This is a genomic window from Simplicispira suum (assembly GCF_003008595.1).
GTDB lineage: Bacteria > Pseudomonadota > Gammaproteobacteria > Burkholderiales > Burkholderiaceae_C > Simplicispira > Simplicispira suum.
Genome location: NZ_CP027669.1, coordinates 2,947,644 through 2,972,239 on the forward strand (window position 1 = coordinate 2,947,644; position 24,596 = coordinate 2,972,239).

24 protein-coding genes are annotated in these 24,596 nt (G+C 61.2%); 13 read left to right on the forward strand and 11 right to left on the reverse strand.

Annotation, left to right across the window (positions count from 1 at the left end; all coding sequences use genetic code 11):
• Positions 1-69: 69 nt before the first annotated feature.
• From C6571_RS13710 to C6571_RS13720, 3 genes are all read left to right on the forward strand, one after another.
• Positions 70-1,839 (forward strand): methyl-accepting chemotaxis protein, encoded by a 1,770-nt coding sequence (locus C6571_RS13710; RefSeq protein ID WP_106447180.1) that lies wholly within the window; start codon positions 70-72, stop codon positions 1,837-1,839.
• An 86-nt stretch (positions 1,840-1,925) separates the two neighbouring features.
• A complete protein-coding gene (locus C6571_RS13715; RefSeq protein WP_106447181.1) occupies positions 1,926-2,489 on the forward strand; it encodes a prepilin-type cleavage/methylation domain-containing protein in 564 nt (187 codons plus the stop codon).
• Positions 2,490-5,135, forward strand: a complete 2,646-nt coding sequence (locus tag C6571_RS13720) for a putative bifunctional diguanylate cyclase/phosphodiesterase (RefSeq protein ID WP_106447182.1) — start codon at positions 2,490-2,492, stop codon at positions 5,133-5,135.
• Between the two features lie 137 nt (positions 5,136-5,272).
• On the opposite strand, the gene C6571_RS13725 is transcribed toward C6571_RS13720, so the two are convergent.
• Positions 5,273-5,731 carry a RidA family protein gene (locus C6571_RS13725; protein ID WP_106447183.1) on the reverse strand — a complete coding sequence of 153 codons (459 nt, stop codon included), beginning with the start codon at positions 5,729-5,731 and terminating at the stop codon, positions 5,273-5,275.
• A gap of 78 nt (positions 5,732-5,809) precedes the next feature.
• On the opposite strand from C6571_RS13725, the gene C6571_RS13730 reads away from it, so the two are divergent.
• The 6 genes from C6571_RS13730 to C6571_RS13740 are packed head-to-tail and all read left to right on the forward strand — an operon-like array spanning position 5,810 to position 11,227.
• A complete protein-coding gene (locus C6571_RS13730; protein WP_106447184.1) occupies positions 5,810-8,341 on the forward strand; it encodes a DNA internalization-related competence protein ComEC/Rec2 in 2,532 nt (843 codons plus the stop codon).
• Positions 8,342-8,390: 49 nt separating this feature from the next.
• Complete coding sequence (locus C6571_RS13735; protein WP_106447185.1) at positions 8,391-9,848, forward strand: circularly permuted type 2 ATP-grasp protein; 1,458 nt, start codon at positions 8,391-8,393, stop codon at positions 9,846-9,848.
• The gene (locus C6571_RS19515; RefSeq protein ID WP_146139377.1) at positions 9,848-9,994 is read left to right on the forward strand and encodes an alpha-E domain-containing protein; all 147 of its coding nucleotides are present in this window, start codon (positions 9,848-9,850) and stop codon (positions 9,992-9,994) included. Before C6571_RS13735 ends, C6571_RS19515 begins: the two co-directional genes overlap by 1 nt.
• Positions 9,988-10,134, forward strand: coding sequence for an alpha-E domain-containing protein (locus C6571_RS20255; RefSeq protein ID WP_146139336.1), 147 nt, complete (start codon positions 9,988-9,990; stop codon positions 10,132-10,134). Before C6571_RS19515 ends, C6571_RS20255 begins: the two co-directional genes overlap by 7 nt.
• The gene (locus C6571_RS19525; protein WP_146139337.1) at positions 10,128-10,274 is read left to right on the forward strand and encodes an alpha-E domain-containing protein; all 147 of its coding nucleotides are present in this window, start codon (positions 10,128-10,130) and stop codon (positions 10,272-10,274) included. Before C6571_RS20255 ends, C6571_RS19525 begins: the two co-directional genes overlap by 7 nt.
• On the forward strand, positions 10,268-11,227 hold the full coding sequence (locus tag C6571_RS13740; RefSeq protein ID WP_106447186.1) for an alpha-E domain-containing protein: 960 nt from the start codon (positions 10,268-10,270) through the stop codon (positions 11,225-11,227). Before C6571_RS19525 ends, C6571_RS13740 begins: the two co-directional genes overlap by 7 nt.
• Positions 11,228-11,231: 4 nt before the next feature.
• Here the strand turns inward: C6571_RS13740 and C6571_RS13745 are convergent, their stop codons facing one another.
• Both C6571_RS13745 and bfr read right to left on the reverse strand, forming a co-directional pair.
• Complete coding sequence (locus C6571_RS13745; RefSeq protein ID WP_420542570.1) at positions 11,232-11,516, reverse strand: VF530 family protein; 285 nt, start codon at positions 11,514-11,516, stop codon at positions 11,232-11,234.
• A 138-nt stretch (positions 11,517-11,654) separates the two neighbouring features.
• Positions 11,655-12,131, reverse strand: a complete 477-nt coding sequence (gene bfr / locus C6571_RS13750) for a bacterioferritin (protein ID WP_106447187.1) — start codon at positions 12,129-12,131, stop codon at positions 11,655-11,657.
• A 188-nt stretch (positions 12,132-12,319) separates the two neighbouring features.
• Between bfr and ahpC the strand changes: the two genes are divergently transcribed.
• Both ahpC and ahpF read left to right on the forward strand, forming a co-directional pair.
• The gene (ahpC, locus tag C6571_RS13755) at positions 12,320-12,883 is read left to right on the forward strand and encodes an alkyl hydroperoxide reductase subunit C (protein ID WP_106447188.1); all 564 of its coding nucleotides are present in this window, start codon (positions 12,320-12,322) and stop codon (positions 12,881-12,883) included.
• Positions 12,884-12,970: 87 nt separating this feature from the next.
• A complete protein-coding gene (ahpF, locus tag C6571_RS13760) occupies positions 12,971-14,539 on the forward strand; it encodes an alkyl hydroperoxide reductase subunit F (RefSeq protein ID WP_106447189.1) in 1,569 nt (522 codons plus the stop codon).
• A 100-nt stretch (positions 14,540-14,639) separates the two neighbouring features.
• Here ahpF and C6571_RS13765 read toward each other — a convergent pair whose 3' ends face one another.
• The 3 genes from C6571_RS13765 to C6571_RS13775 form a co-directional block, all read right to left on the reverse strand.
• Complete coding sequence (locus C6571_RS13765; RefSeq protein WP_106447190.1) at positions 14,640-15,245, reverse strand: TlpA disulfide reductase family protein; 606 nt, start codon at positions 15,243-15,245, stop codon at positions 14,640-14,642.
• A 168-nt stretch (positions 15,246-15,413) separates the two neighbouring features.
• A complete protein-coding gene (locus tag C6571_RS13770) occupies positions 15,414-15,959 on the reverse strand; it encodes a carboxymuconolactone decarboxylase family protein (RefSeq protein ID WP_106447191.1) in 546 nt (181 codons plus the stop codon).
• Between the two features lie 94 nt (positions 15,960-16,053).
• Complete coding sequence (locus tag C6571_RS13775) at positions 16,054-16,920, reverse strand: hypothetical protein (RefSeq protein ID WP_245901287.1); 867 nt, start codon at positions 16,918-16,920, stop codon at positions 16,054-16,056.
• Positions 16,921-16,986: 66 nt separating this feature from the next.
• Between C6571_RS13775 and C6571_RS13780 the strand changes: the two genes are divergently transcribed.
• A complete protein-coding gene (locus C6571_RS13780) occupies positions 16,987-17,820 on the forward strand; it encodes an AraC family transcriptional regulator (RefSeq protein WP_245901288.1) in 834 nt (277 codons plus the stop codon).
• Between the two features lie 198 nt (positions 17,821-18,018).
• On the opposite strand, the gene C6571_RS13785 is transcribed toward C6571_RS13780, so the two are convergent.
• From C6571_RS13785 to C6571_RS13800, 4 genes are all read right to left on the reverse strand, one after another.
• Positions 18,019-19,542, reverse strand: a complete 1,524-nt coding sequence (locus C6571_RS13785; protein WP_106447194.1) for a tripartite tricarboxylate transporter permease — start codon at positions 19,540-19,542, stop codon at positions 18,019-18,021.
• A 32-nt stretch (positions 19,543-19,574) separates the two neighbouring features.
• Entirely contained in the window at positions 19,575-20,024 is a 450-nt protein-coding gene (locus tag C6571_RS13790) for a tripartite tricarboxylate transporter TctB family protein (protein WP_106447195.1), read from the reverse strand.
• Positions 20,025-20,090: 66 nt separating this feature from the next.
• On the reverse strand, positions 20,091-21,071 hold the full coding sequence (locus C6571_RS13795; protein ID WP_106447196.1) for a Bug family tripartite tricarboxylate transporter substrate binding protein: 981 nt from the start codon (positions 21,069-21,071) through the stop codon (positions 20,091-20,093).
• A 94-nt stretch (positions 21,072-21,165) separates the two neighbouring features.
• Positions 21,166-22,446, reverse strand: coding sequence for a hypothetical protein (locus tag C6571_RS13800; protein WP_106447197.1), 1,281 nt, complete (start codon positions 22,444-22,446; stop codon positions 21,166-21,168).
• A 291-nt stretch (positions 22,447-22,737) separates the two neighbouring features.
• On the opposite strand from C6571_RS13800, the gene C6571_RS13805 reads away from it, so the two are divergent.
• Positions 22,738-23,631 (forward strand): LysR family transcriptional regulator, encoded by an 894-nt coding sequence (locus tag C6571_RS13805; protein ID WP_106447198.1) that lies wholly within the window; start codon positions 22,738-22,740, stop codon positions 23,629-23,631.
• A 92-nt stretch (positions 23,632-23,723) separates the two neighbouring features.
• Here the strand turns inward: C6571_RS13805 and ppsR are convergent, their stop codons facing one another.
• Positions 23,724-24,545: a posphoenolpyruvate synthetase regulatory kinase/phosphorylase PpsR gene (ppsR, locus tag C6571_RS13810; RefSeq protein WP_106447199.1), complete on the reverse strand. Its 822-nt coding sequence runs from the start codon at positions 24,543-24,545 to the stop codon at positions 23,724-23,726.
• Between the last annotated feature and the right edge of the window lie 51 nt (positions 24,546-24,596).

Below are 24,596 nucleotides of genomic sequence, written 5' to 3' on the forward strand. Positions count from 1 at the left end.
TCGGGCGAGTTTGGTAGTACGCTCGCGACTGACAGGCGTTTACGTTTACATACAAAGAGGGAGTCGACGATGCAGCTGCGAATTGCCCACAAACTTTGGTTCTCGGTTCTTGCCATTGTTGTCATGCTGGCGGGAGTCGTAGGGTTCGCTGGTGTGCGTTCGGCCCGTGCGCAAATCGAGAGCGACCAGATCACTGCCGCGATGAAGCTGCGCGTCGACGAGGCCGTACGCTGGATGGGCCTGGCGGACAGCCAGGCTGCGCGCACGCAAGCCATCATCATCAGCAATGACTCAGCTGTGGAAGATGCCTTGAAAGGCGCGATGGACGCAACGACCGCGCGGATGGCCGAAGTGCGCAAGACGATTGAGGCACTGCCCCTGCTGGACGCCGACCGCGCTCAGCTCGCGAAAGTCACCGCCGCCCACAAGGCCGTAGACGATGCGTTTGCCCAGACGCGCCAGCTCAAACTGGCAGGGCAGATTCCGGAACTGGTCGAGTTCATGGAAAAAACCTACACCCCGGCGGCCGATACCTACCTGAAAGCCCTGGCGGACTTCGTGCAGCTGCAGCAGCAGACCGAGCAAGAACAGTTGCAGCGCATTGCTGCCTCACGCGTCATGACCATCCGGGTCGGCATAGCGGCCATGGTGCTCGTGATTCTGGCCATTTGCGCGGGCGCCTTTTTGCTGATCCGCAGTATTCGACGCCCACTGCAGCAGGCCAACGAATTGGCCGCGCACATTGCCGCGGGCGACCTGAGCCGGCACCAGGATGTCCAGCGCAAGGACGAATTTGGCGACCTGTTGCGCTCGCTTTACGCGATGAGCGCATCGCTCGCCGGCACGGTCCAGCGCGTGCGCCAGAGCACCGACAGCATTGCCACCGCCAGCGCCGAAATTGCATCGGGCAACCACGATCTGTCGGCGCGCACCGAGCAGACGTCCAGCAATCTGCAGCAGACGGCTGCGGCCATGGATCAGTTCACCAGCACCATCGCGCAAAGCGCCGGCAGCGCGCAGCAGGCCAGCAGCCTGGCTGCCGGCGCCACGGGCGTTGCACGGCGCGGCGGCGAGGTGGTGACCCAGGTGGTCAACACCATGAACGAGATCAACCAGAGCAGCAAGAAGATCTCCGACATCATTGGCGTCATCGACGGCATTGCCTTCCAGACCAACATCCTGGCGCTCAACGCCGCCGTCGAGGCCGCGCGCGCAGGCGAGCAGGGGCGCGGCTTTGCCGTGGTTGCCAGCGAAGTGCGCAGCCTGGCGGGCCGCAGCGCCGATGCCGCCAAGGAGATCAAGGCGCTCATCGGTGCCAGCGTAGAACGCGTGGAAACGGGATCGCGCCTGGTGCAGGAAGCGGGCACCACCATGGAAGATATCGTGCAGTCGGTGCAGCGCGTGACCGACATGATCGGCGAGATCACGGCGGCATCCACCGAGCAAAGTTCCGGCATCTCGCAGGTCAATCAGGCCGTGGGCAACCTGGACCAGATGACGCAGCAAAACGCCGCGTTGGTCGAGGAAAGCGCGGCCGCCGCACAAAGCCTGCGCGAGCAGGCCGAGCAGTTGGCGCAGGTGGTGTCTACCTTCAAACTGGGCGGGGCTGCCCTGGTGGCGTCACCCGCCGCACCATTGGCGCCGCCGCGCGCTGCGCCGCTGCGGCCATCGGTCCCGCCAGGCAAGTCAGCCACGCCACCCCGTCTGAAAGTTGCTGCGTCTCAAGCGCCAACACCGACGGCGCGGCCGGCGTTGCGCTCGTCGGCATCGGCGCCGGGTCCGGCGCCCAAGGTGGCGTCGCCCGCGACCGGCGCTCAGGGCGACTGGGAGTCGTTTTGACGCCTCTGCGGATCGTCGGCGGCTGTCTTTTGCCAAAGTCTTGAGAGACTTTAGACCCGTAGGCTATCGGGACGTATCATGCAAAAATGAAACAGGCTGTTTTCGCAGAGCGAGTGGAGCGTTTATTGGCTTCCTTTGGCTCTGCGCCTGTGGTAGCCCTGTGTTGGCGACATTTCCAGCGACGCCAACCGGTTGGCAACAAGCTGAAAGTGCGAGTTCTCGGCGTCACTCTCGTCGAACTCATGATGGTGGTGTTGCTCATAGGGCTTTTGGTGGGTATCGCTCTACCCAGTTATAGGGCGTATCTTGAGCGGACGAAAATCGTCACAGCGAAGGCGGATATTCTCGAAATCAGCGCAAGGCTTGACAGAGCTTTCGTAGCAACCGGTACTTACCCAGCTAGCTTGGCTGCATTTGGCGCCGTTAAAACGGACCCATGGGGAAATCCTTACCAATACCTTTCCATGGACGGAGCAAAGGTCGGCCAGAAACGTAAGGACAAATCGCTGCATCCGCTCAACAGCGACTACGACCTCTACAGCATGGGCCCTGACGGGCAGAGCCAAACTCCGTTGACCGCGAAGACAAGTCGAGACGACATCATCCGCGCCAACAATGGCGGTTTCATTGGGGTAGCTGAGGACTATTGAATGCGCTTGAGTGCTGCAAGTGCTTTTTTGCAGAGCCGTGTCGGGCGCAGACTCTTCGCCGCATTTTTTGTGCTGGTTGCTGTGCCTGTGGGAGCAGTGTCGCTACTGGCTTATCAACTGACCGACTACATCGTTCGTCAGTCGGCAGTGCAACTTAGCGCCGAGATGACCAAGGCCGTAGGACTCAACCTCATCGACCGACTTCGCTCAGCGGAAAGCCTTCTTCGCGTTTACGCGCAAACGCCCCAGGGCAGCCCGCCAGTGGGGCTGCGCGAGCGATTGCAACTGGTGTTCGGCGACCTTTCATTGAAGGCTGGCTCTTCGGGGGAGGCGATCGGTTCGTCTCTCAGCGCGCTTCGCGTGATCAGCGGCGATGCATCGGGAGAGCGCCCCACGGCCGAATTGACAGTAGAAGTCGGCCCTCTGGTGGCGCGTGGTAGGTTTAACCCCGAATACCTTTGGGAAAACGCCCAATCGGGCTCTCACCGAATCTGCTTTTCCGGTGTCGCCTTTGCGCGGCCATTTTGCCAAGGCGTGGAGAGTTCAGAGGGGGAAGGAATTAGCACTGTTCGGGAAATCTTTTTTCTTCCCTATTTCGACGCACCCAACTGGACGGTCTCTGCCACGCTTGAATCGAAGTTGGCGCGCTACCTGCCGATTGGACTCGCAGCATTGGTAGGGAACGTTGCCGGCATTGTGTTTTTGCTGGCTTTGGTCAGCAGCTCGGTGCTGCTGCGAAAGCTGACCCAACCACTTGACGCGCTGACGTCCGGCACACGCGCGGTTCTAAGCGGTGATTTTGGCCGTCAGGTGCACATCGCGGGACCACGCAGCGAATTCACCGATTTGGCTGATTCGTTCAACGTGATGACCAGGGAGGTGGGGCGCGATCTGCAGCTTTTGCAATTGCTGGCGCAGATCGACCAAGCTATCGTGGAGCAGCGCCCATTTGAAGAGGTTGTGCAGCTGGTGCTTGCGCACGTTAATGTGGCGGCTTGCGGTGGATACATCTGTGTGGTGCGGTGGAGAGACCACGACGCCCATCCCTGGGCTCTTTCACTTGCTGACGACGGCTGCCTGGAGAAGCGTCCGACAGCGGTGCCGGGCGTAGTTGAACCAGCCGAACAGAGCAATTGCACTGCGATTACACCTTTTCAATGGGTGGACGTGCTGATCACGCAGACGCAATCCCAGCGTTTGTGGCTACGTATGGCGCGCGCGCCGTTTGCTGGCGGACGGGAGGATCGCGAGTTGAGCGCTTTTCGTCAGCGGCTGGCTGTGGCATTGCACGCCGAGCAGCGCGAACAGCAGTTGCGCGAGCGGGCGACCCGGGACAGTCTCACGGGGCTACTTAATCGACTGGGTATCGTCGAAGCGATTGACAGGCTTGCGTGCAGCAACTCCCCAGGAGGTCTGGGAGAAGCGCCGCGTTTCGCGGTGGTGTACATGGACCTCGATGGGTTCAAGGAAATCAACGACGCTTATGGACACGACGTGGGCGACTGCGTGCTCAAGGAGGTCTCAAGGCGACTGCTTGATTGCCTTGGCTCGGTTGCACTAGCCATCGGTCGGCCTGGCGGCGATGAATTCGTATTTGCGCTAGCGGTCGATGCGCACGGCCGCTTTCTCCGCGACATCGAGACGGTCATGCAGGCGGTGCGTGTGCCCTTCATGGTGCCTCCGCGTACCCTCCATTTGGCCGCTAGCTTTGGCTTTGCCATTTTTCCCGAGGACGGAGTGGCACACGATGATCTTCTCAAACACGCCGATCTAGCGATGTACAGCGCCAAGGTTGCGGGGCGCAACGTGCTGGTGCAGTTCGATCATGCGCTCAACGCCGAGTTGGCAGAGCGTATGGCCTTGCGCCGAGACCTGCGCGAAGCGCTGGCAGCAGGGCAGATTTTTGTAGTGTTCCAGCCACGCGTTGATAGCGGAAGCCGGCAAGTAGTCTCGGTTGAAGCGCTGCTGCGATGGCGTCATCCTGACAAAGGATTGATATCGCCCGATGTATTCATCGCATTGGCGGAAGAGTCTGACTTCATTCTCGAACTGGGTCAGTGGGTACTTCGCAAAGCGCTGCAACAGTTTCAACAGTGGCGGGCCGACCCGTATCACCACGTGCGGCATATGTCGGTCAATCTTTCTCCGCTGCAGTTGGCAGACCCCGCGCTGCCGGGCGAGCTACAGGACATGTTGTGCGAGTTCGACATCCTGCCGGGGCAGCTGGAGTTGGAAATTACCGAAGGAGCGCTCATCCGCGATATGGATGCGGCAATCAACCGCCTGGCCGCGTTGCGCAGTTTGGGCGTGGCCATCGCATTGGATGATTTTGGTGTGGGCTATTCAGCGATGAGCTACCTAAGCCGTTTGCCGTTCGATACGCTCAAAATCGACAAGAGCTTCGTGTTTGCCTTCGGTGCTGAGCGGTCGGCCCTGGCCATCGCGACGGCCATTGTGGCGTTGGCTCAGGCGCTGGACAAGCGCGTGGTGGCAGAGGGAGTCGAAACACTCGCGCAGGCAGCAATACTGGAAAAGCTAGGTGTGCAGGAGTTGCAGGGCTACCTATACGGCAAACCGCAGACCGCAGCAGAGTTGAAGGTGCTTTGGGCCGCTGCTGATGAAGGAAATAGTGGGAGAGCGGCGTAAAAGAAACCGCCATGCTCTAGCGCATACAACCTTCTACAGCGCGAGAACTGCCCACCGCAATACTGCGGTGTCCTGTGTTGGCCGGGGCTAACTTACTTTAGGCAGATCGCACCTTAGTGCTCCAGTTGGGTCTGCCTCTAAGCCAACTCGGCAATTAGTTCAATTTCCACGCAGGCGCCCATGGGAATCTGCGCCACGCCAAAGGCGCTGCGTGCGTGCACGCCGGCTTCGCCAAACACCTGCCCGAACAGCTCGCTGGCGCCGTTGGTCACCAGGTGCTGCTCGGTGAAGTCGCCCGTGGAGTTCACCAGACTCATGAGCTTCACGATGCGCTTGACCTGGTTCAGATCGCCGCCGGCGGCCGCTTGCAGCGTGCCCATGAGGTCAATGGCCACCGCACGCGCGGCGGCTTTGCCGTCGTCAGTGGAAATGTCGCGACCGAACTGTGCCACCCAGGGCTTGCCGTCCTTGCGCGCAATGTGGCCGCTGAGGAAGACGAGTTTGCCGGTCTGCACATAGGGCACATAGGCGGCGGCGGGCACCGAGACCGGTGGCAGGGTGATGTTGAGTTCTTTGAGTTTGTCGTAAACGCTCATGGCTGCTTCCTCGGGTTCGAAAAACCGTCGATGGTACACAGCCAGGTCTGGCCCTTCTCTGCACAGTAGCATCCGCTGATGCCGCCTTCCACCGCGCCTGACCTGCCCACCGAGCCGTCCGACAACGCGCCGTCGGACCAGGGGCCGGCGCGTGCGCAGGCGCCCTTGCGGCGCAATCGCCCGGCGCCGAATGCGGGCGCGTTGGTGCCGGTGTTGCTTGGGGTGGTGGGCGGGTCCGTGCTGCAGATCCAGCAGCCGGCCTTGTGGAGCTTCATGGCGTACGGTGCGTGCATGCCGGTGGCGCTGACCTTGGGACTTTTCGCATTCTGGCTGCGCACCCGGCGGGGACGCCTGGCGAGCAGCTTCGTCGGGCTGGCGGTGGCTTTGGCTGTCTTTGCCCTTTGCGGCCTGCGCTCGCTGAACTATGCGAAGACTGCTCTGGATCCGGCGCTCGAAGGCCAAGACATTGCCATCGTTGCGGTGGTCTCCGGGCTGCCCCAGCCTATGGAAGTGGGCGTGCGGTTTCGGGTGCGTGTGCTTTCCGCCGAGCGCCAGGGTGCGGTGGTGCGACTGCCCGAGCAGATCGATCTGGGCTGGTACCGCAACGCGAGCGACGAGGGGGCGGGCGTTGGGCGAGAAGCCGCCGCGTTCGCGCCCCATGCAGGCGAACGCTGGCAGATGACGGTGCGCCTCAAGGCACCGCACGGCGCGCGCAATCCGCACGGGTTTGACTACGAACTTCTTCAATGGGAGCAGGGCGTGCAGGCGGTCGGCTATGTGCGCTCCGGACCTAAGGACCCGCAGCCCCTACGGCTCGATGCCGCCCTGCGCTACCCGGTGCTGCAACTGCGCGAGCGTATGCGGGACGCGATTCTTGCCGAGCTGGCCAGCGTCTCCGAAGGGGCGGCCGATCTGCGCGCGGCCGGCGTGGTGGCGGCGCTCGTCACAGGAGATCAGCGGGCCATTGACCGCAGCGACTGGAACGTGTTCCGCGCCACCGGCGTCGCCCACCTGGTCAGCATTTCAGGATTGCACATCACGCTCTTTGCCTGGCTTGCCGCGCAAGCAGTAGGCGCCTTGTGGCGGCGCGCACCGCGCCTGTGTCTGGCATTCCCGGCGCAATCGGCGGCGCTTCTGGGTGGCTTGCTGCTTGCAAGTTTGTATGCGCTGTTCAGCGGCTGGGGTGTGCCGGCGCAGCGCACGGTGCTGATGCTGGCGGTGGTGGTGGGCTTGCGCCTGGCAGGGCGGCGCTGGCCTTGGCCGCATGTCTGGCTGTTGGCGTGTGCGGCGGTGGTCTTGCAGGACCCCTGGGCCTTGCTGCAGGCCGGTTTCTGGCTCAGTTTTGTTGCGGTCGGGGTGCTTTTTGCTATCAACCCGATAGCTGACAACGCAAGCAGCAAAAGCGCTGGAGCCCGATTTGTCTCAATGTTTCGCGAACAATGGAGTGTGACGGTGGCACTGGCGCCTCTCACGCTGCTGCTGTTCGGCCAGGTGTCGCTGGTGGGCTTTCTGGCCAACCTGGTGGCGATTCCATGGGTGACGCTGGTGGTCACGCCGCTGGCGTTTGCCGGCGTGCTGTGGGCGCCGCTGTGGCATCTGGCAGCGTGGTGTGTGCAGCTGCTGGGCTGGCTGCTGGGCCTGCTCGCCGCCATACCCTGGGCGCAGTTTGAGGTGGCTTCTGCGCCCCTGGGGGCCGGCTTGGCCGCAGTGCTTGGCGGCGTGCTGCTGGCCGCGCGGCTGCCATGGTCTGTGCGGCTGGTGGGCCTGCCGCTGTGCCTGCCGGTGCTGCTTTGGCAGGCGCCGCGGCCGCCGCAGGGGACGTTTGAATTGCTTGCCGCTGACATTGGCCAGGGCAACGCCGTGCTGGTGCGCACGGCTCAGCACGCGCTGCTGTACGACACCGGGCCGCGTTACAGCGTAGCGAGCGACGCGGGAGAGCGTGTGCTGGTGCCCCTGTTGCGCAGCCTCGGCGAGCGCGTCGACACCGTCATGCTCAGCCACCGCGACAGCGACCACACGGGCGGCGCAGCGGCGGTGCTGGCCCAGCAGCCGCAGGCGGCGCTGACGGGATCGATCGCCGGCGAAGCCGGGCTGCTGGCCTTGCGTGCGTGGACGCCTTGCGTAGCTGGCCAAGCCTGGGTGTGGGATGGCGTTGACTTCGAGCTGCTGCACCCCTTTGAAGCCGCGCCGGCGCAGGCCCTGGCAGGCGACAAACCCAACGCCCACAGCTGCGTGCTGCGCGTGCGTGCGCAAAGCGGTGCCAGCGCCCTGCTGGCGGGTGACATCGAGCGCGCGCAGGAACTGGCGCTGGTTCAGCGCGGCGCGGCGCCCCGCGTGGATTTGCTGCTGGTGCCTCACCACGGCAGCAAGACTTCGTCGAGCGCCCCATTTCTGGAAGCCGTGCAGCCGCGCATCGCCTTGGTGCAGGCGGCCTACCGCAGCCGCTTTGGCCACCCGGCGGCCGAAGTGGTCGAGCGCCTGCATGCCCATGGCGCGCAGGTGATCGACACGGCGCATTGCGGCGCCGCGACTTGGCAGTCCGATAGCCCGGCCAGCGTGCGCTGCGAGCGTGCGGTCGAGCGTCGCTACTGGCAGCACGTCGTACCTTGATCTGGGCATGGCGCACAACTTGCTATCCTGTCTCCAGGAGGACCTGCGAATGCCGAAGTTCGACGAGATGTACACGGTGCTTCCATTTGGCGGAAGCGACGTGCGGGCGCACTACAAGCGCTATGCCGAATGGCTGGCACGCCAGAGCGATGCGTCCATGGAGGCGCGGCGGCTGGAAGCAGAGATGATTTTTCGGCGCGTCGGCATCACCTTCGCGGTGTATGGCACCAAGGACAGCGGCGCAGCAGGCAACGAGCGCCTGATTCCATTTGACCTGGTTCCGCGGATCATTTCAGCGCAGGAATGGGCGCGCATGGAGCGAGGCCTGGTACAGCGCGTGACGGCACTCAACCGTTTTCTGCACGATGTTTACCACGAGCAAGATATCCTGCGCGCGGGCATTGTGCCGGCCGATCTGGTGCTGAAGAATGCCCAGTACCGCCCGGAGATGGCTGGCGTGGAGGTGCCGCGTGGCGTCTACGCACACATTGCCGGCATCGATATCGTGCGCGCCGCCAATGCGCAGGGCGACGGCGTTTTTTATGTGCTGGAAGACAACCTGCGCGTGCCCTCTGGCGTCTCCTACATGCTGGAGAACCGCAAGATGATGATGCGGCTGTTTCCGGACCTGTTCAGCATGCACGCTGTCGCGCCGGTGGCGCATTACCCTGATTTGTTGCTGGAAACCCTGCGCGAGAGCGCGCCCGCAGGCAGCGCCGACCCCTGTGTGGTGGTGCTGACGCCGGGCATGCACAACAGCGCGTATTTCGAACATGCCTTTCTGGCCCAGCAAATGGGCGTCGAATTGGTGGAAGGCCAGGACTTGCGCGTCAAGGACGGCTTCGTCTACATGGGAACGACGCGTGGCCTGCAGCGGGTGGATGTCATCTACCGGCGCGTGGACGATGACTACCTCGACCCCAGTGTCTTTCGCGCCGGCTCCACGCTGGGTTGCGCGGGCCTGATGGAAGCCTACGCAGCCGGCAATGTCGCCCTCTGCAACGCGGTGGGCACGGGGGTGGCCGACGACAAATCGGTCTATCCCTATGTGCCCGACATGATCCGTTTTTACCTTGGCGAGGAGCCGGTTCTGGAGAATGTGCCCACCTGGATGTGCCGCAAACCCGAAGATCTGAAGTACGTGCTGGCGCACCTGCCCGAGCTGGTGGTCAAGGAAGTGCATGGCGCCGGCGGCTATGGCATGCTGATCGGTCCAGCCGCGAGCCAGTCTGAGATCGAGCAGTTTCGCAACGCGCTCATCGCCAACCCGGCGCTCTACATCGCCCAGCCCACGCTCTCGCTGTCGAGCTGCCCCACTTATGTGGAAAGCGGGCTGGCGCCGCGCCACATCGACCTGCGCCCCTTCGTGCTCTCGGGCAGCGAGGTGCAAATGGTGTCCGGCGGCCTCACCCGGGTGGCCCTGGCCGAGGGTTCGCTGGTGGTCAATTCGTCCCAGGGCGGCGGTACCAAGGACACCTGGGTGCTGCAGGAAGAAGGGAGCGAATGATGCTGAGCCGCACTGCCGATCATCTGTTCTGGATGTCCAGATATACCGAACGGACAGTAAAGCCCGACGCAGGAGGGGTTTCATCAGAATACCGCGGGCGCGCGCAGCGCGTGCGGGGTTCTCTGCCCGAGGAGACCGCATGCTAAGCCGCACTGCCGATCACCTGTTCTGGATGTCCAGATACACCGAGCGGGCAGTAAAGCCCGACGCAGGAGGGGTTTCATCAGAATACCGCGGGCGCGCGCAGCGCGTGCGGGGTTCTCTGCCCGAGGAGGACGCATGCTGAGCCGCACCGCCGACCACCTGTTCTGGATGTCCAGATACACCGAGCGGGCAGTAAAGCCCGACGCAGGAGGGGTTTCATCAGAATACCGCGGGCGCGCGCAGCGCGTGCGGGGTTCTCTGCCCGAGGAGACCGCATGCTAAGCCGCACTGCCGATCACCTGTTCTGGATGTCCAGATACACCGAGCGGGCAGAGAACACCGCCCGCATGCTGAACGTCAGTTACGAAACCTCGCTGCTGCCGCAGTCGGCCGCCAAGGCACAGTCGCTCTGGCGCGGGCTGCTTTCGATCAGCGAGCTGATTCCGGCCTACACCGCGCGCCATGGCGCCATCGTGCCGGCGCGGGTGCTGGAGTTCATGGTGCGCGATGGCAACAATCCTTCGTCCATCGTCGCTTGCCTGCGCGGCGCGCGCGAGAACGCCCGGGCCGTGCGCGGTGCGCTCACCACCGAGATCTGGGAGACGCAAAACCAGACCTGGCTGGAACTCAACCGCCAGATCGAAGGCGGTGCCTTTGAACGCGATCCCGGCCAGTTCTTTGAATGGGTGAAATACCGCTCCCACCTCTCGCGCGGCGTCACCCTGGGCACCATGCTGCAGGACGAAGCCTTTCACTTTCTTCGGCTCGGCACCTTTTTGGAGCGCGCCGACAACACCGCGCGCCTGCTCGACGTGAAGTTTCACGCCGTGAAAAGCGACTTCTACGGCAGCGCCGACGATGGCGAGCAGGAGTATGACTTCTACCACTGGAGCGCCATTCTGCGCAGCGTCTCGGCGTTTGAGGTGTACCGCAAGGTCTACCGTGACGTGATCACGCCCGAGCGCGTCGCCGACCTGCTGATTTTGCGGCGCGACATGCCGCGCTCGCTGCACGCCAGCCTGCACGAAGTGGTGAGCAACCTTGCGGTGGTGGGCAACGAGCACTCGGGCGAAACCCAGCGGCGCGCCGGCCGCATGAACGCCGAGCTGCAGTTTGGCCACATTGACGAAATCCTTGCCACGGGCCTGCATGCCTTCCTGACCCAGTTCCTCGACCGTGTGAATGATCTGGGCGCAGGCATCAGCCGTGATTTTTTGGTGCCGGTTTCCGCCTGATTGCCTATTCGCGGGTCGCGCGGCGCTGCTCGCGCAGCATGAAAAGGTACAGGCTCTCGACTTTCTCGCGCGCCCAAGGTGTTTTGCGCAAGAATTTCAGGCTGGAGTTCACGCTGGGCTCATGCGAGAAGCAGCGCACCGGCATTTGCTCGGCCAGGCCGGGCCAGCCATAGTAGTCGGAGAGCGCGCGCACCATGGCTTCAAGTGTCACGCCATGCAAGGGGTTGTGCCGCTGGGTGGCGGGCGGCACAGGTGGTTCGGGCGGCATAGGCGGAGGCGTTTCTTGCATGGGGGTGCGATGGCAGGCGAGTGAGCAGGCATTGTCGCAAAGCGCTGCAACGACAATGGCTGGGGTTTTGTCGCTGGGGAGTGTGCCCATAGAAAAAGCGGACCCTTGGTCCGCTTCGGATACGCAGGTGCCTGCGGCCTATTCGAGTTCGCTCATCTGCGATTGCAGGTAGTTCTGCAGGCCCACCTTGGAAACCAGATCAATCTGCGTCTCCAGAAAATCGATGTGCTCTTCGGTGTCGTCGAGGATGGTTTGCAGCAAATCACGCGAGACATAGTCGCGCACCGATTCGCAGTGCGCCATGCCTTCTTTGACCGTCGCCTGCGCGCCGCGCTCCAGGCCCAGATCGCAGGCCAGCATCTCGGGCACGTCCTCGCCAATCATCAGCTTGCCCAGGTCTTGCAGGTTGGGCAGGCCGTCCAGCATGAAGATGCGGTCCATCAGCATGTCGGCGTGCTTCATCTCGCCCATGGACTCGTCGTACTCCTTCTTCGCCAGCTTGCCAAAGCCCCAGTGCTTGAGCATGCGGTAGTGCAGAAAGTACTGGTTGATGGCGGTCAGCTCGTTCTTGAGCTGGGCCTGTAGGTAGCCAATGACCTTTGCGTCGCCTTGCATAGCGGACTCCTTATCGTGTGCGGCAATGAAGCTGCCATTGTGCGTCCAGCACCGACCACCCCGCACCCATCGGGGCATTGAAATAGTTAAAAAGCATCGTATCAATCAAATCAATTGATTGGATTTATTGATTGATTGTGCCTAGACTTGTCATCGTGTTCAGTTCATCACCCGAAAGGAAACCAACAATGTCCCTCATCAATACGCAAGTCCAGCCGTTCAAGAACCAGGCCTTCCACAACGGCAAGTTCGTCGAAGTGACCGAGCAAAGCATCAAAGGCAAATGGGCTGTGGTGATCTTCATGCCGGCAGCCTTCACTTTCAACTGCCCGACCGAAGTCGAAGACGCGGCCGAGCATTACGCAGAATTTCAGAAGGCCGGTGCCGAGGTGTACATCGTCACCACCGACACGCATTTCTCGCACAAGGTGTGGCACGAGACCTCGCCCGCCGTGGGCAAGGCCAAGTTCTTCCTGGTCGGCGACCCAACGCACCACCTGACCCGCGCCTTTGACGTGCATATCGACGAAGAAGGCCTGGCGCTGCGCGGCACCTTCATCATCAACCCCGATGGCATGATCAAGACCATGGAAGTGCATTCCAACGAAATCGCCCGCGACGTCACGGAAACGCTGCGCAAGCTCAAGGCCGCCCAGTACACCGCGGCGCACCCGGGTGAAGTCTGCCCGGCCAAGTGGAAAGAGGGCGAGAAGACGATTGCGCCTTCGCTGGATCTGGTCGGCAAGATCTAAACGCATTCTCTAAGCGCCCCAAGACGCCCGGGTGCTTGGCGCCCGGGCTTTTTTACGCCCAAAAACCAAAATTACAGGAGTTCCACCATGCTCGACGACAACCTCAAGACCCAATTGAAAGCCTATCTGGAGCGCCTGCAGCGCCCGGTGGAGCTGGTCGCCACGCTGGACGACAGCGCTACGTCGAACGAGCTGCGCGAACTGCTGCAGGACATCCGCGCCCAGTCGGACAAGATCACCGTGGTCGAGAACAACGCGCTGGACGTGCGCAAACCCTCGTTCCTGATCACCAACCCCGGCCAGGACAGCGGCGTGCGCTTTGCCGGCGTGCCGCTCGGCCACGAATTCACCAGCCTCGTGCTGGCGCTGTTGCAGGTCGGCGGCCATCCCTCGAAGGAAGCGGCCGATCTGCTGGAGCAGATCAAGGCGCTGGAGGGCGACTTCCACTTCGAAACCTACTACTCGCTCTCGTGCCACAACTGCCCGGACGTGGTGCAGGCGCTGAACCTGATGAGCGTGTTGAACCCACGCATCACGCACACCGCGATTGACGGCGGCGTGTTCCAGAAGGAAATCGAAGCGCGCGAAGTCATGGGCGTGCCTACCGTGTTTCTGAACGGCGAGCGCTTTGGCCAGGGCCGCATGGAGTTGGCCGAAGTGGTCGCCAAGCTCGACACCGGCGCTGGTGCTCGCGACGCGGCCAGGCTCAATGCCAAGGAGCCGTTTGATGTGCTGATCGTCGGCGGCGGCCCGGCCGGCGCGGCCGCGGCGGTGTATGCGGCGCGCAAAGGCATTCGCACCGGCGTGGCCGCCGAGCGCTTTGGCGGCCAGGTGCTCGACACCGTAGGCATCGACAACTTTCTCTCGGTGCAACACACCGAGGGCCCGCAATTCGCCGCCGCCATGGAGCGCCATGTACGCGACTACGAGGTGGACATCATGAACCTGCAGCGCGCCACGGCCTTGGTTCCGGCCAGCACCGAGGGCGGGCTGATCGAGGTGCAGTTCGAGAATGGGGCGAGCCTCAAGAGCCGCACCGTCATCGTCTCGACCGGCGCGCGCTGGCGCAACATGAACGTGCCGGGCGAGGAGGAATACCGCACCAAGGGCGTCACCAACTGCCCGCACTGCGACGGCCCGCTGTTCAAGGGCAAGCATGTGGCGGTGATTGGCGGCGGCAACTCGGGCGTTGAAGCGGCGATTGACCTCGCCGGGGTGGTCGCCCGCGTCACCGTGCTGGAATTTGCGCCAGAACTCAAGGCCGACGCGGTGCTGCAGAGAAAGCTCCTGAGCATGCCCAACGTCACCGTCATCACCAACGCGCAAACCACGCAGGTGGTGGGCGACGGCAGCAAGGTCACCGGACTGAACTACACCGACCGCGCCACCGGCGAAGCGCAGGACATCGCGCTCGAAGGCATCTTCGTGCAGATTGGCCTGTTGCCCAGCACCGACTGGCTCAAGGGCACGGTGGAACTGTCGCGCTTTGGCGAAGTCCAGATCGACGGCCACGGCCGTACCGACGTGCCGGGCGTGTTCGCTGCCGGCGACTGCACCACGGTGCCGTTCAAGCAGATCGTGATTGCGGCGGGCGATGGAGCGAAGGCAGCGCTGAGTGCCTTTGATCACTTGATTCGTACCACGGCGCCGGCTTGAATTTCAAAGAAAATAGGGCTCTAGCGCTTATACAGTAAGCGCAAGTAGCTATATATTTAGGAGCGACGGCGCTGTCGGAAGCAGCGCCGTCGCCTTTTTATTAAGTGGCGCGGTGTTGAATGGGTGTTGGAGCGCCAGTGCTATCGCCGGCTGCCGTTGACGGGCTGGACTGCTGCGGGCCTTCAGCGGGCTCTGCGATCAGCTGCCCAAGCAGCGCGCCGAGCGCCAGATCCTCGATGTTGCCGAAGTGCTTCAGGCGGACCATGCCTTGTCGATCGATCAGAACAAGGCTCGGCGTGCCCCTGAGCTCGTAGGCCCGCATGGTGGTGGGCACAGGCTCGGCGAGTGGGCCGTTGGGTGACGGCCTGTCCACTGCTACGGGAAACGAGATCCGGTATTCCTCCAGAAAGGCCTGCAGCGCGTGCGGGGCCATCGCATCGTGGTGTTCGAACACGGTGTGCAACCCAAGGACCGCTACGTCGGATTGCGCAAATGTGCGATGCACCTTCATCGCCTGGGGCAAGCCGTGGCTCACGCAAGCGGGGCACAGCATCTGGAACGCGTGCAGCACCACCACCCGGCCGCGCAACGACTCCAGCGAGATATCGGCCTGCGCGTTGAACCAGCGCGAGACACAGAGCGCAGGCGCCAGAGGTCCGGCAGAGGCCGAAGGGTTGTCCGAATTTGTAGTCGCTCCTGACTGCATGGCTGACTCCCGCTATTGGGTGGTGGAATAGGTGCTCACAAAGCGCTATGAAGGCATGGCGCGGTCGCCAGGCCGGAGTTGCAGTCATTGAGCGCAATCGTGGTGCTTCGAATGATGCAGTGGGCTGGATGACCGCTCGGCCGCAAGGGCCGGACCTTGGGTGTGCGCTCAAGCGACGGGATTTAGCGCGATTCTCGGAAAATCCACGGGGACGTCCAGGGCGATGTTCACGTAGTTGGTGAACAGGTTCAGTGCCACATGGGCAAGGATCTCAACGATTTGCTCGTCGTCAAAGCCTGCAGCTCGCAAGTTGGCGACATCGTTGCTCGAGAGTCGCCCACGTGCGCTCACCACTTGCAATGCAAATTTCAATGCGGCACCCGTGCGGGCGTCGGACGATGTGCCGCATTGCGCGGCCGCCATTTCTTCGGCGCTTGCGCCCGCGCCCTTGCCCAGCACCGTGTGGGCAGCGAGGCAGTATTCGCACCGGTTGCGATCTGCAATCGCCACGGCAATCTGCTCACTCAGCTTGGCACCGAGAACGCCAGTGCCCAGGGCACCGAATGAACCCCACATGCTTTTCAGCGCTGCGGGCGAGTTGGCTACGGCCTTGAACATGTTGGGCGTGGCGCCGAATGCGTTGTTGATCTGTTCCAGCACTGCCTGGCGGTTGGGAGTGGTTTCGGCTGGGTTGACGAGTTGAACGCGGGTCATGGTGGTTCCTTGAACTGAAAAGGCTGCCGACGTCGTCGGCGCTAAACGATGAAAAGGCGGATGGACAGAAGGTCTGCTTCTGCGTGCGGTCGACTTACTTCACTTTGCCGGGAAGGGACAAATCACCAGAAGCGACCTTGAAGACGTTTACGACGCACAGCAATGGGTTGTGCAGGCTGGCATTGACGCGCAGCGCCGCCGTGACACCATCAAAACCGGCTGTGTTGACCGCGCCGATATCGTCGAAGGGTACTTTGACCTGCACGGTGCCGCCCTTGAACAAAGGTGTCCAGCCGGGGCTGTCGATCAGCAGTGGCAAACCTGGCCAAGTCTTTGGCAACTTGGGCTTGGCACCTTCCGGGATGTCCACGACTTTCAGCGCGCCCTTGCCGCAGACTTCGTCGGGCTGCAGCACCACCCAATGCGAGTGCCACAAGCCACCGTCGTTGCCCGGATTGCCGTCGCCGTTTTCATCGAACAGCGGTGTGTCATCGAAGTCGGGGTGCGACGTTACGGCAAAGGCCAGGATCCCGGCCTTCGGTTCGAAGCCGACAAGGGAAGAGTCCAGGCTGGTTGGCCATACATACGAAAACACCGTGCTGCCAGCGAGCTTGCCGGTCTTCGTCGGCTTGTTGGCACCGGCCTTGCCGGAGACGTGCATGTGAAACACAGCCTGGTTGCCTTCGCTCGTGATCTTGGTGTGCACGATGTCGTAAGGCGCCTTCACGGCGGCGGTCGTCTTCGTCTGAATGCCGCCGGAATGGGGGCTTTCGTGTGCCATGGCCGCCTGGCTGAGCGTTGTGCAGGCCATGGTTGCAACTAGCTGGGTGACTGATCGTCGTAGTTTCATGGGATCCTCGTTCTGGGTTGTTGCGATGGGTGCGGCGCTGCTTTGTTGAACAGCACGATGCAAGTTTGCCCGCGTGCCAGTATGATTGGGATCTAATAGTCCGTTTAACATACCATTTAGTCCAAAATGCTCGCTTCAGTTGCCCAGGCAGCGCCACCGCTCGATCGCCTGTCTGCGATGCTCGATCGCTTTCAGGTTTCTGCCCGGCTGTTTCACCGCGGCGAGTTGTGTGGCGTGACCACCTTTGATGCGCAACCGGGCAGAGGTTTTTTTCATGTGTTGCGGCGTGGGGAGATGGTTGTGACCCACCACCATGGTGCGGGGGTGTCTCGGCGTATCAACGCCAAGGAGCCGAGCCTCTTTTTCTATCCTCAGCCCCTGGCCCATCAATTTCATAGCGCGCCCAGAGCCGGGGCCGATTTCGTCTGTGCTTCGGTGCATTTCGAGGGCGGAGAAAACCATCCGCTCGTTCGCGCTTTGCCTGCCTTGATCGTTTTGCCGCTGTCGAAACTACCCACGCTCGCGACTGCTTTGAACCTGCTTTTTGACGAAGCGGAGCTGGTTCGCTGTGGCCACCGGCTCATCGTTGATCGGTTGTTTGAGGTGGTGCTGATGCAGCTCTTGCGTTGGCTGCTCGATCATGGCGACGAAGGCGGCGTTGCCGTGGGACTGGTCTGCGGATTGGCCGATCCGCAATTGGCCCGCGCATTGACGGCAATGCATGAACGCCCACATGTGCCCTGGACCATTGATTTGCTGGCTGAAGCGGCGGCAATGTCGCGCAGTTCGTTTGCGAGTCGATTCAAAAGAACTGTGGGCGTGGGGCCTGCGGACTATCTGACGGACTGGCGCCTGACCATCGCCAAGAAGCGGTTGCGTCAAGGCCAAGCGGTCAAGCTCATTGCCCCCGAACTGGGCTATGCAAATGCGTCGGCCTTGTCGCGGGTTTTTGCGCAAAGGGTCGGTTGCTCTCCGAGGGAGTGGCTGCTTCGTGACCTCGAGGAAAGCTGATTCAAGGGGCTGAAGGCTCGGCGGGGATGCCGCAGCAGTTACTGCGTTCGGCTTTTGTGCTGGGAGGCAGCTCTGCAGCTTCGCGGGCCACACTTGGTGTGGCCGTTCGTAGGAACCTACGGCGTCTTGCCAATGGATGCGTCCATACCTCAACCTGGGCGCGGTGGCCCAGGCAGCTGCCTTTTGCCTGGCACTGGCTCATTGTCTGGGAAGTACGGTGTCGGCGCGAACGCGGCGACGGTACGAGCGGAATGCCTGTAGCACCGACAGGGTCGTCAGACCCATGATGAGCAGCGACAACGGACGAGTGAAGAAACTCATGATCAGATTGGGAATACTGCCCTGCACCAAGGCCATGGAGCGCGCCAGCTCGCCTTCAGCCATGCTGCCGAGCACCAAACCCAGGACCAGGGGCTCGCGCGGTACATCGAAGCGCTTCATGGCGTAGCCCAGCATGCCCATGGCCATCATGATCCAGACGTCAACCAGCGACATGTTGATCGCATAAGCACCAATCACGCCCAGTCCAATCACCATCGGGCCCAGGATGTTGGCGGGCGTCTTGATGAAACGCACGCCGTAGCGCGCCACGAACAGGCCCACCGGTATAAAAAACAAGTTCGCAAGAAACATGCTCAGGATGAAGCCGTAAGTGATGCCGCTGCTGTCGGTGAACAGGCCAGGCCCGGGCTTGAGTCCGTGGATCATGAGGCCTCCCAGCATGACGGCGGATACCGCGTTGCCCGGAATGCCCAGCGTCAGCATGGGAACCAGTGAACCACCCACGACCGCGTTGTTGGCTGTCTCGGAGGACACCACGCCCTCTGGATTGCCGGTGCCAAAGGTTTCGGGTGACTTGGAAACCCGCTTGGCATCGTCGTAAGCCAGGAAGCCCGCAATGCTCGAGCCTGCTCCCGGGACGATGCCCACAATGATGCCGATGATCGTTGACCGAACCAGCAGCATCTTGTACTTGAAGATGTCGAGTATCTGCCGGAATCCACCGCGCACTTCCGCCACGCTGGCCTGGGCGGTGTTTGCCGGGTTGGCGAGGTTTTCGATGATCTCGGGCAACGAATACAGGCCGATCAGCGCGACCACCATGGGCAGGCCGTTGAACAGCTCGGGGATTCCCATCGCGAACCGGATATCGCCCGTGAGCGGGTGCATGCCGATGATGGCCAGGAACAGGCCCAGGGTTCCCGAAATAAACCCCTTCATGATGTTGCGCTCGGACAGCGAGGCAATCACTGAGACGCCAAACAAGGCGAGCAGGAAATATTCCTGAGAACCGAAGCGCAGCGCCAGGGCCGCCAGCGGTGGGGCGAGGAAAAGCAAGGCGCCATTGCTGACAAAACCGCCAATGGCCGAGCCGGCTGTGGCGAGCGCAATGGCTTTGCTTCCTTGACCTTTGCGGGTCATGGGGTAGCCATCGAGCACCGTGCTGCAGTTGGACGGCGTGCCAGGAATATTCAGCAAGATCGCACTGATTGCACCGGCATAGGTCGATGAGCAGTACACGGCGCCCAGCAGCGACAAGCCTTGCACTGGTGACATCGTGAAGGTGACGGGCACCAACAGGGCCACGCCCATGGTGCTGGTCAAGCCGGGGAGTGATCCGATGACGATTCCGAACACCGTGCCAAACACGATCAGCATCAGCGCGACCGGGTCGAGCACCTGAGCCGCCCCTAGTGAAATGCCATTAAATATTGCATCCATGGTTCTTCCTTTGGATTAGTAACCGGCACTATTCAGAAGAGAAGGCCCTGGGGTAGGCGGACACCCATGAATAACACGAACAGCGCATAAATCACTGCCAAAAAGCAACCCGTGATCGAAGCCATGACAACCGTACGCCGGTTGCCAAACCAGGACATTGCGCCAAGCAGAAAGACGGCTGTCGCTGAAAAGTAACCGACGTAGTCGATGGCGAGCACGTACAGCGAGGTGATCAGAAACACCTTGAAAGCAGGCCACAGGGATGCGAGAACGTCCCTGCCAGGAACTGTTTTTGCCTCCAGCGGCAACCTGAACTGCTGAAACAGGAAAATCAGCGAAAACAACAGCTGCACGCCCATCAGGAAACGTGGAAACTGCGACGAGTCCGCCGGATAGCGGAAAGACTGCGCCAGGAATGCCGCAGAAAGCAAAACCATGATCACTGCAAAGGAGCGATCTTTTCTTTGGGAATAGTGAGTCATGCGCAAGGGCCTTTCTTTCTGAGAGGCCAAAGTTCACAGCTTTGGCCTTCCAGGCGCTGTCAAAAATTACTTCTTCAGCAAATCTTTCAGCTCTTCCACTTCTTTTATGGACGTTTTCACCATTGCTTCGGAATCGGCGGTGCCCATGTATTGAATGACCATGCCAAGCCCCTTGGCTTCTGCGAGAAACGCAGGGTCCGTAACGATTTTTTTGCAAGCGTCTTCAAGTTTGGCCAGACGATCGGCAGGCACGCCCTTGGGCGCGGCCAGGCCCCGCACAGCCATTCCCACCGAGGGGATCGACTTGCCAAACAGTTTCGTCGCCGTTGGAACTTCAGGCAGCAAGGCCGAAGGCGCATCGCTGAAGACCACCAAGGCGCGCAGCTTGCCGGCTTCAATATTGGACACCGCCGCGCTCAGCGTTGCTGCAGCCACATCGACCTGACCGCCCAGCAGTGCCGTGATTGCCGGGCCAGATCCGTTGAACGAAATGAAGTTGGTCTGCAGACCCAGGGCCTTGGCCGCCGCGACGTGCTGCAACTGCACGTTGCTTTGAGGGCCATCGCCAGCCACGTTGATTTTCTTCTTCTCGTCCGTCGCCTGCGCTGCCAGATCTTTGGCGTTTTTGTACGGGCTGTCGGCGCGTACCAGCCAAACGATGGGGTCGACCTGGATATTGCAGATATAGCGGAATTCATCGAGCGCAAAGGGCGTTTCGGGCCGCAGTGCTTTGATGATCACCATGGACGGAAAGCTCGTGGCACCGATGTTGTAGCCGTCAGCGCGGGATTTTGCGATGGCTGTCCAGCCAATCTGGCCACCGGCGCCGGGCTTGTTCTCCACGATCAGGTTTTGTCCCAGCACGGGTGTGGCGTGCTTGGACAACAGGCGCAGCAAGATGTCATTGCCGCCGCCGGGTGAGAACGGCACGGTGGCAACGATGGGCTTGCTAGGAAAGTCGGTCTGAGCGTTTGCGGCGGTCAGGGAAGCGGCACAGCAGATCGCAACAACGGTCGTGCGGGCCAGAAATTTGGATTTCGCAATCATGAATATCTCCTCAGATGGGACGTGGGAAAAGATGCATTTCAGACCAGGAGCCCAGAATGGGGAAGTCTGATGGATACGCAAAAGAAATGACCGATCAGCAATTGACGATCTGGGAAACGTCGATTACGTACATCTGCCGCTCTTTTTCGTGCACCGAGTCAATGCAGACGCTTTTTCCGTCGCGGCTCCATCGGGGGTGCAGGTCGCATCGGTTTTCTTTTTTCAGATTCGGATCTGCGTAAAAGCTGCCGATGTCGTGGCGGATGTTTTGTTGCGTGTCGTAGAGGAACAGAGTCCGCTCGTTGGTGGAAGCGTCCGGGTAGGTGTCGCTCAGCAACCAGCGCGCGTCGACCGGAGAAAAGGACATGTGCCCGTTCTCGGTCAGGATGTCCTCGCCAATCACCTCGGCCGGCGTGTCGGCAGCATCGGTGTAACGGTGGTAGTGGATGCTTCCCGCGTGCGGTCCCCAGACGATGATGCGACCATCGGCGCACCAAAGGGGGTGGGAAATCTGGTACTCCGATTTTTCGTAGTCGTAGGTGCCCACGGCATTGGGGTCGAAGTCGTCCGCCAGCTGCGGCAACGGATGGTCCGAATCTTCCAATAGACGCATCTCGGTGCCGTCCGGGTTGGCCGTGATGAGCCGATGCAAGAAGCAGGTCTCATCCTTCACGCGCTCCGTCCAGCGGTGCAGCATCAGGAAACGCGACGAGTCGGGGCTGATTTCAATGTGGCTCACCCAGTGGATTGCCTTTTCCATGGATGGCACCGGGTGGAAATTGCGCAGGTCCGCATAGCTGATCACCAGTTGCGACGCTCCGGTCGCAATGTCCAGGCGGTGGATGCCGTCATCCTGCGGCGCATTGGGCATGGACTCGGGCGCCTGCTCCCACGCATAGCCAATGGTTTCGTGCGTGATGTACAGGCGGCTGTAATTGATGCACAGGGCAAAGCTGCTGTCGGGTGCCACCGAATAGATGGGCAGTGGCAGCTGCCGCTGGCTCGCGCTGTCCACGTCGTACACCACCGATGCGTAACCGGGATAGGTCGCGTTGTCGTTGTCTGTGCGGCAGTTGTAGATCAACTGCCGGCCAGGCGCGCCATCAAGCCATTGCAGCTGGCAACCCATTTGCCAGTTCCAGGCGGTGGTTTTCCCTGCAACATGAAAACGGTCGTTGTCTGCCAGATCAAAGAAACCAACCTCCGCTTCGAGCCGTGGCGTCAGGTTGGCATCTGCAACCGGGACGCGGTTGGCCAGAACATACTGCCCGGTGCGGTCCCACACGGTCTTGTTGTAGTAGCCAAAAAAGTGGTGAGCCGCACCGCTTCCGAGGCGGCGAATGGGGCCTGGGGAGTGAATGATTTTTCCAGTCATTGATGTGCCTTCGAAGCGAACAAGGGTGGGTGCGCTGCACTGAAAGTGCACTGCTTCATGGGGGAGCCCCGTTTCTGGAAGCCAATGTAGTCTGGGCAATGCCATGCAAACAAATGCTATTGTCGACAGTAGCTATACGGTATTGATATACTTGATCCACTTCGTCGCAGGTACCTGCTCACTGGGTGTGAGAGGTTTGACACCACAGGGGTGGCCGTATGGCCCGCCACGCCCGGTTCTGGACCGAAGTCCAACAACCGTTGGGCGGCGTTAAATTTTTGGGCTCCTGAAATGGTTCGTCCTCTTCAATACCGGGAAATCGAAGCCTTTCGGGCGGTTGTACAAACCGGTACCACGACCGCTGCAGCCCAGCTCATGAACACCACCCAGCCATCGGTCAGCCGACTGCTGGCCCAGATGCAGGCCGCCGCTGGTGTGAAGCTGTTTGGGATGTACAAAGGCAGGTTGCGACCTACGCAAGAGGCTATGGAGCTCTATTCGACGGTGGAGCAGCATTTTGTTGGACGTGATGTCATTGAGCGCGAACTGGCTGTGCTGAGGCAGTCGGGAGCCGGGTCGCTGCGCATAGGCTGCACTCCGGCCTTGGCGCTCAGCGTCATACCGCCGGTAATTGGCAATTACCTAAAGCAATATCCTGGTGCGCACTTGAGCATTCAGTCGCTTGGCGGCAATGAGTTACGCGACGGTGTTCTGCATGGGAAGTTTGATCTGGTGCTGAGCACGATGGTGCTGGCCACAGACGCTTTGGATGCGACGGTATTGCACCGGGCCCAGGGCGTGTGCGTGATGCATCCCGATCATCCGCTGGCGAAGCGCGTGAATCTCCATGTGCAGGATCTTCAGGATCAGATGCTTGTGACCTTAAACGCAAGCGACAGCATCTTCATGCAGCTTCAGCAAAAGATGATGGCATTTGGCGTCACTCCGGGCGCGACCATCGAGACCAACTATTCCTCCACGATCTGCCGACTTGTGGCGCAGGGCCTCGGCGTGGGGGTCGTCAATCCCTATATGGCTGCGATGTTTGCTCAGGATTTAAAAATTCTTCCCTTGCAGCCCGAATGTTCCATTGAGGTGGTTTTGGCCGTGCCGCCGCAATATGAGCCGTCGGCACGTGTGGACACTCTTACGGAGCTACTGCGCGCACAATTTTTGACCTACTGAGCGCTATTGAAACCGTGGCCTCGGTCGGAAAAAGGCGAAATGCCAAGCGCGCCTTGCACTTAGCCAGTGCAGTATTTTGGACCACCGGCGCATCAATACACCAGCCGCTCCGGTTGCAACTCCTGCAAGATCGTAGTGGCAATTTCCTCAATCGATTTGGTGGTGGTCGATAGCCAGCGAATTCCCGAGCGGCGCATCATGGCCTCGGCTTCGTTTACCTCCATGCGGCAGTTCTCCATGCTCGCATATTTGGACCCCGGCCTGCGTTCGCTGCGAATTTCGCTCAGGCGCTCGGGGCTGATGGTCAAGCCGAAAATCTTCTTCTTGTAGGGTATCAATGCGGGCGGCAACTGGCGGCGCTCGAAGTCTTCGGGAATCAGCGGGTAGTTGGCGGCTTTCAGGCCGTGCTGCATGGCGAGATACAGCGTGGTGGGGGTTTTCCCGCTGCGGCTCACGCCCACCAGGATGACGTCGGCGCCCGCCAGATCGCGGTGGCTCTGGCCGTCGTCGTGCGCCAGGCTGAAGTTGATGGCTTCGATGCGGTCGGTGTATTCCTTGCTCCGGCTGATGTCCGAGAAACGCCCCACTCGGTGGTGCGACTTCATGCCGAACTCTTGTTCGAGCGGGTGTACGAAGGTGCCAAACATGTCCAGCAGCATGCCTTTGCAGCCCTGCTGAATCACTTTGAGCACTTCCATGTTGACCAGCGTAGTGAAGACGATCGGCTTGCTCCCTTCAAGCTCCGCCGTGTGGTTTATCTGACGCACCACCTGGTGCGCCTTGTCTGCAGTGTCGGTAAAGGGCAGACGCACGCGGCGCGGCAGCAGCTCGAATTGCGCCAGGATCGCGTTGCCAAAGGTTTCAGCAGTGATGCCGGTACCGTCCGAGACGAAGAAAACGGTGCGTGTATGCATGGGGGCCAGACAGGATAGCGACAGGGGATCGACAGGGGGTGGGACCTACAA